This window comes from Roseivirga sp. UBA838 (assembly GCF_002296035.1).
Lineage (GTDB): Bacteria > Bacteroidota > Bacteroidia > Cytophagales > Cyclobacteriaceae > Roseivirga > Roseivirga thermotolerans.
Genome location: NZ_DBHC01000013.1, coordinates 23,493 through 30,058 on the forward strand (window position 1 = coordinate 23,493; position 6,566 = coordinate 30,058).

Sequence of the window (6,566 nt, forward strand, 5' to 3'; positions counted from 1 at the left end):
GCCGCAAATTTATAACTTTTTTTCCAGTTCCTTGACCCGTTCAATAAGATTAGGAAGGTTGCGGAGAATAACGCTTGCCCGCAGAAAATCTTTGTGTTCCATAATAGGTGAGCCGAACCAGACTTTGCCCTCCTGACTAATGGTTTTAGGCACACCCGCCTGGGGGCCGATAATGGTTTTGTTGGCAATACTTAAATGGCCGGTAATACCTGCTTGTCCGCCTATTTGGCAATTTTCTCCGATTTTGGCACTTCCTGAAAGCCCGGCTTGAGAGGCTATTGCCGTATTTTTACCCACTTCAACGTTGTGAGCTATTTGCACCAGGTTGTCTATTTTGGCTCCCTTACGAATTACTGTAGACCCCATAGTTGCACAGTCTATGGTGGTATTGGCTCCTATATCTACGTTGTCTTCTATAATTACATTTCCCGTTTGAGGAATGCTTTTGTACGTGCCATCGGCTTGGGGTGCAAAACCAAACCCATCGCTGCCAACAACCACTCCTGAATGCAGAACGCAGTTGGAGCCTATTTTGCAATTGGCATATACCTTTACTCCGGGATATAGAATGGTATTATCGCCTACTTCTACATGGTCTCCCAAATACACCTGCGGATATATTTTGGTGTTTTTGCCCACTTTAACGTTTTCGCCCAGATACGAAAAAGCCCCCAAATACACCTGTTCTCCATAGCTGGCCGACTCGTGCTGAAAAGAAGGCTGCTCGATGCCTGTTTTTACTTTGGCTGTCATTTTTTCGTACTCCTCGAGCAATCGGGCAAAAGCACTATAAGGGTCATCAACCCGAATAAGAGCTCCTTTAACCGGCTTTTCGGGTGCAAAATCACTTTTTACAATAACTGCACTTGCGCTAGTTGAGTAAATGTATGGTAGGTACTTGGGGTTGGCCAGAAAGGCTATGCTACCCGGAGTGGCTTCTTCAATCTTCTCCAGACGGTTCACCCTGGCTGTTCCATCTCCTTCTACTTTTCCTCCCAAAAGAGAGGCCACTTGTTCTACAGATATTTCCATGGTTATATTTCTGAGAGTCACAAATTTATGTCTTTTGGCCAGCATCGATAGTACTTGCGCACTATTTTACTCATGGCCTTAATGTTAGGCAGGTCGGCAGCTTCTACTACATCTCTCACCTCGCCATTTTTAGAGACAATCATTATCTTTTTATCGTTGGCCAGATAGGCATTATTGGTTACCTGGCCTGTTGAAAAGAAGTACTTTACATCTTTGGGTTTTATGCCGTAAGCCTCGGCAATTTTAGTCTGAAACGCTTCTTTTTCTTCCCTGCTGGTAGGTTCCTGGCTAAAATGTATTTTAAAGAGTTCCCTGTTCAGTAACATTTGGCACAGTTTGGAGAGTATTGGGTCTTTATGTTTAGCCCAAATTTTAATGGCTCCCCAGAGATCATAATCATCAAGGTCTAAGAAGGCTTCCAGTATCCTGGGGTTCTCGGCAAATTGTTCCAGACCTATTTCCTGTTCAAAAAACAGCCTGAGGCTGTCACTCATAAATAGAGTTTCCGGCTGCTTCCGGGTTAGCTTTTTTGCTCTGTTAATAATAGATACCAGCATTTTTTCGGCACTTACACCCGCTTTGTGCAGGTATACCTGCCAGTACATAAGGCGTCTGGCACTCAAAAAGTTTTCTATGCTGTAAATTCCTTTTTCCTCTACCACCAGTTGGCCGTCTTTTACGTTGAGCATTTTAATGATGCGGTCGGCCCCGATGGTCCCCTCTGATACTCCGGAAAAGAAGCTATCGCGTTTTAGGTAGTCGAGTCGGTCTATGTCTAACTGGCTGGAAACCAGTTGGTGTAGAAAGGGTTTGTGACAACTGCCGTTGAATATATCGAGTGCCATTGTGAGTGCACCATTAAACTCCTGATTTAGCCGCGAAATAATTATGCGGCTCAGGTGTTCGTGCGGTACATCTTCCAGTAGGCTAAATTCCAGAGCATGAGAGAAGGGGCCATGGCCCACATCGTGTAACAAAATGGCAATAAGAGCACCTTCATATTCACTTTCTGAAATTTCTACACCTTTGTTTCTCAGGTTGTCCAGGGTTATAGACATGAGGTGCATAGCACCCAGCGCATGGTGAAACCGAGTGTGGTGAGCACCGGGATAAACCAACTCTGCCAACCCCATTTGTTTAATGCGTCTGAGGCGTTGAAAACTAGGGTGGTTTATAATATCGAAAATCAGCTCATTTCTGATGGTGATGAACCCGTAGACCGGGTCATTGATTATCTTCCGCTTGTTCAAACTTTGTGCTTTAATTCTCTTAAATTCGAGCTTCTTCTCAATTTTGATTCATGCAAAGATATAACATTTTGTGGGCTGATGACGAGATCGATCTGCTGAAACCGCATATCCTTTTTCTAAAAGACAGAGGCTATGATGTGACACCCGTAACCAGTGGTGCCGATGCCATTGAGGCGGTGGAGCAAAAGCCCTTTGATCTCGTTTTTTTAGATGAAAATATGCCGGGTATGACGGGCCTGGAAACACTGAGCTATATTAAAGGAAGCCGTCCGGCTCTTCCTGTGGTTATGATTACCAAAAACGAGGAAGAACACATAATGGAAGAAGCCATTGGTGCTAAAATTGCCGATTACCTCATAAAGCCACTTAACCCCAATCAGATACTTATTTCGGTAAAGAAACTGCTGGACAATCGCAGACTAGTGAGCGAACGAACCAACCTACATTATCAGCAAGATTTTAGGAATATCAGCATGAAGGTCAATGACTGGATCGACCACCACGAATGGGCCGAAATCTATAAAAAGCTGGTGTATTGGGAACTGGAAATTGAGGGGACGGAAAACAAGAGTATGGCGGAGGTTCTGGAAATGCAGAAAGTAGAGGCTAATGCTAATTTTGCCCGTTTTGTGGCCGAAAACTATTCGGAATGGCTTAATAATCCGGAGGCCGATAGACCGCTAATGTCGCACCAATTGCTTGCCAATAAGGTGTTTCCTGCCCTTAACGACTCTCCGGCCTTTCTCATTATTATCGATAACCTGAGGTTCGACCAGTGGAAAATTATTGAGCGCGATATTCTTGGCTATTTCAACCTGATGGAAGAAACAGCCTACTATTCTATATTGCCAACAACAACAGCCTATGCCCGAAATGCTATCTTTTCCGGTGAACTGCCCCTGGCCATGAGCCGGAAGTATCCGCAATTGTGGGTACATGACGATGACAGCGAAGAAGGCAAGAACAACAATGAGGAGGCATTTTTAAAGGAGAACCTTAAGAAGCATCGACTGAATGTTAAAACGAGCTATCACAAAATAATCCATGCTAATCAGGGTAAGCAACTCAACGATAACTTCAATAACCTGCTTAACAACCAGCTCAATGTAGTGGTCTACAACTTTGTAGACATGTTGTCGCATGCTAGAACAGACATTCGAATGATTAAGGAATTGGCGGCCGATGAAGCGGCCTACAGGTCGCTGACCAAGTCGTGGTTTTTGCACTCTCCTTTGTTCGATTTGCTGCGGCTCATTGCAGATAAGGGTTTGCGGGTAATGATTACTACAGACCATGGCACCTACAGAGTGAAACGCCCTTTTAAAATTGCTGGCGACAGAAATGTGAATACTAATCTTCGCTATAAGCAGGGTAAGAATTTGGGCTACCATGGTACTGACGGAATTTTTGAGGTACGAAAACCAGAAGAGCTCCATTTGCCAAAACCCAATGTGTCTACCTCGTATGTGTTTGCTACAGACGATACTTTCTTTGCCTACCCGAACAATTACAATCACTACGTTAAGTATTACAGAGATACTTTTCAGCATGGTGGCGTATCGCTAGAAGAAATGATAATTCCTTTTATTTCATTAATTTCGAAGAGGGCTTAAAGCAGGAGAATGAAGCTAAAGGCAAACAGTGTGGGAGACCTCCCTGAATTGGCCTCCAAGATGGTTGAATGGGCCGGAGGTGAAAAGATTTGGGTATTGAATGGAGAAATGGGAGCCGGGAAAACAACACTTTCCAAGGCTATCGGTCAGGTACTAGGAGTAATAGATACGGTGCAAAGCCCAACATTTTCTATCGTCAACGAATACCTGACATTATCAGGAGATTCGATTTACCACTTCGATTTTTATCGCCTGGAACATCCTGAAGAGGCTTTGGCCATTGGGGTAGAAGAATACTTCGATTCCGGCAATTTATGTTTGATCGAATGGCCACAGAAAATAGGTAACTTGTTGCCCGAAAGGCATTTGGCTATACGTATTGAAGACTTAGGTAACGAACAACGAGAATTTACTTTAACGCATAATGGCAGGTAAGGAAAAAACAGGGTTTGCTCAATTGGCTAAAGAGGGTAGTTTATATCCTCAGGAGCAATTGCTCAAGGTAAAATCCGGGGCTAAAAACATGCTCATTTCTGTGCCCAAAGAGGTGTCTTTTCAAGAAAACCGGGTAAGTCTTACTCCAGCCGCAGTGGGTATACTGGTAGCTAATGGCCATGAGGTGCAGGTGGAGCAAGGAGCGGGCGAACATGCTCATTTTTCAGATGCAGAGTATGCTGAAAACGGGGCCAATATTGTGTACTCTAAGAAAGAGGCTTTTGAAGCAAACCTTATTGTGAAGGTAGAACCACCAACCAGTGAAGAAATTGATCTGATGAAGTCAGGGGCTACGGTATTTTCGGCCATGCAGCTAGCCAATACCTCGGCTGCCTATTACGAAGCGCTTAATAAAAAGAAGATCAGTGCACTGGGTTTTGAGTTGCTTCAAGACAAAGCCGGAGGCTTGCCTATAGTGAATGCAATGAGCGAACTGGCCGGCAGTTTGGCCATACCCATAGCGGTAGAGTATCTGAGCACAGCCAATGGCGGAAAAGGAATCATTCTGGGAGGTATAACAGGAGTGCCGCCCACACGCGTAATTATTTTAGGAGCAGGTACTGTGGCAGAATATGCCTCCAGAGCTGCCTTAGGATTGGGGGCAGAAGTGCGTATTTTCGACAACGAAATTTACAAGCTCAGAAGAATAAAGCACAAGCTGGGTAATCAGGCTTTTACTGCGGTAATAGATAGTGTCACGCTGAGTCAGTCTCTACTCTCGGCCGATGTAGTGATAGGAGCGCTTAGAGCCGAAAAAGGCAGAGCCCGATGCGTAGTAACTGAAGAAATGGTAGCTAGTATGAAACCCGGTTCGGTTATAATTGATGTTTCCATAGATCAGGGCGGCTGTATAGAAACTTCTGAGATTACCACGCACGATGAACCGGTATTCAGAAAGTTTGATGTGATTCACTATTGTGTGCCGAATATTGCTTCCAGAGCTGCAAGAACAGCCACTACAGCCCTCAGCAACATACTTACTCCCGTGCTGCTTAAACTGGCCGAAACAGGTGGAATTGATGATATGATGTATGCGTACAGTTGGTTTAGCCAGGGTATTTATGCCTACAAAGGCTGTACAACACATCTGGAAATTGCCAAGCGATTTAACTTGCCATACAAAGATTTAAGTCTGCTGATGGCCGCACGGTTTTAGTCTTTTACTATTTGGCTACTCAATGCTGTAAAGAGGCTCTTGGCTATTGTGCTTTCTTTCTTTTCAGAGTCAATTTCGGTAAACTCGGTTACTCCGGAGTGATCTTTCAGGTTTTTATCGTCCAGTGTTTTAAAGGCCATCGTCCAGTTGGGGTAAATGCGGTACTCACTTTCCTTCATATGCAGTAGCAATACATCGTAGTGGCGCGGGTCATGTTTTATCCGATCGAATAAATCGAGTAAAACCTGGAATTCTCCTTCCAGTATTTGTAAAAACTGCCCACCATGAAAGAGCAAACAGCCTGTAATATGGTTGGCTTCGTTAAAGCTTCTGGCAGTTGAAAGTATGTCATTAAAATCTTTTTCGCTAAGTCCGGAACTGGCCGTACTTCTGTAAATGAGTTCGTATAGCATAGGCATTACACTAGGTGTTTCAATATACTAAAAATGCATTTACAGAAGGCAGGTCAACCATACCTTACTGCATAAAGATGGCCAATCACCTTTTGAAAAAGACTGGAGCAGCTCCTGAACGAAGAACAATCTTTTTTGAGTAAGAACAAGCAATAAATGGGTATATCCAAATGGCTGACAGGATGGTGTACAGGCTGAAAGAAAGTGTTTTGCCTGAGCCCCTTCTTTGCGCATTTGAATTACTGCCAGACAAGGTGCGCTGCTGGTAAGAAGGTGGAACTGTATAAATGAGTACAATAACCGTTCTTGACGGCTCATATCACTGTTTTCACAGAAGCCATGTGTTTCAGGTTTTCAGCCCCGCTGTGAGTAACTGAACCAGGCTGTTCAATACTTTAAAGCAGTGCTTTTGTCATACCATGAGTTAATTATTTTAACCTGAGTTCGATGTAAGAAAAGAACGTCATGCCGGAAAAACAGGCCTTAAACTCTCAAAAGGCCTGTTTTATCCGGTATCTCAATAGAGCCTAAATGAGATTGTGGATGTTTTCCTTTGCGTATGTGAAGTTTTCAGAGGAAAATTCCGCAATGACGTCCTAAGGGGGAC

Annotated in this window: 6 protein-coding genes; 3 read left to right on the plus strand and 3 right to left on the minus strand. The window is 44.0% G+C overall.

All coding sequences use genetic code 11. The annotated features are described in order from the left end of the window. Positions 1-9: 9 nt before the first annotated feature. Positions 10-1,032, minus strand: coding sequence for a UDP-3-O-(3-hydroxymyristoyl)glucosamine N-acyltransferase (gene lpxD, locus B3O12_RS04420; RefSeq protein WP_189629377.1), 1,023 nt, complete (start codon positions 1,030-1,032; stop codon positions 10-12). Positions 1,033-1,049: 17 nt separating this feature from the next. Continuing rightward, a complete protein-coding gene (locus tag B3O12_RS04425; protein ID WP_286755432.1) occupies positions 1,050-2,282 on the minus strand; it encodes an HD domain-containing protein in 1,233 nt (410 codons plus the stop codon). 50 nt (positions 2,283-2,332) lie between these two features. On the opposite strand from B3O12_RS04425, the gene B3O12_RS04430 reads away from it, so the two are divergent. Genes B3O12_RS04430 through B3O12_RS04440 form a run of 3 tightly spaced genes read left to right on the plus strand, consistent with a single transcriptional unit; the run spans position 2,333 to position 5,546 of the window. Beyond that, entirely contained in the window at positions 2,333-3,895 is a 1,563-nt protein-coding gene (locus tag B3O12_RS04430; RefSeq protein ID WP_189629379.1) for a PglZ domain-containing protein, read from the plus strand. Between the two features lie 9 nt (positions 3,896-3,904). Further along, entirely contained in the window at positions 3,905-4,330 is a 426-nt protein-coding gene (tsaE, locus tag B3O12_RS04435; protein ID WP_286745640.1) for a tRNA (adenosine(37)-N6)-threonylcarbamoyltransferase complex ATPase subunit type 1 TsaE, read from the plus strand. Continuing rightward, positions 4,320-5,546 (plus strand): alanine dehydrogenase, encoded by a 1,227-nt coding sequence (locus tag B3O12_RS04440; protein WP_189629381.1) that lies wholly within the window; start codon positions 4,320-4,322, stop codon positions 5,544-5,546. Before tsaE ends, B3O12_RS04440 begins: the two co-directional genes overlap by 11 nt. On the opposite strand, the gene B3O12_RS04445 is transcribed toward B3O12_RS04440, so the two are convergent. Then, the gene (locus tag B3O12_RS04445; RefSeq protein WP_189629382.1) at positions 5,543-5,965 is read right to left on the minus strand and encodes a BLUF domain-containing protein; all 423 of its coding nucleotides are present in this window, start codon (positions 5,963-5,965) and stop codon (positions 5,543-5,545) included. The genes B3O12_RS04440 and B3O12_RS04445 overlap by 4 nt on opposite strands. Positions 5,966-6,566 lie beyond the last annotated feature (601 nt).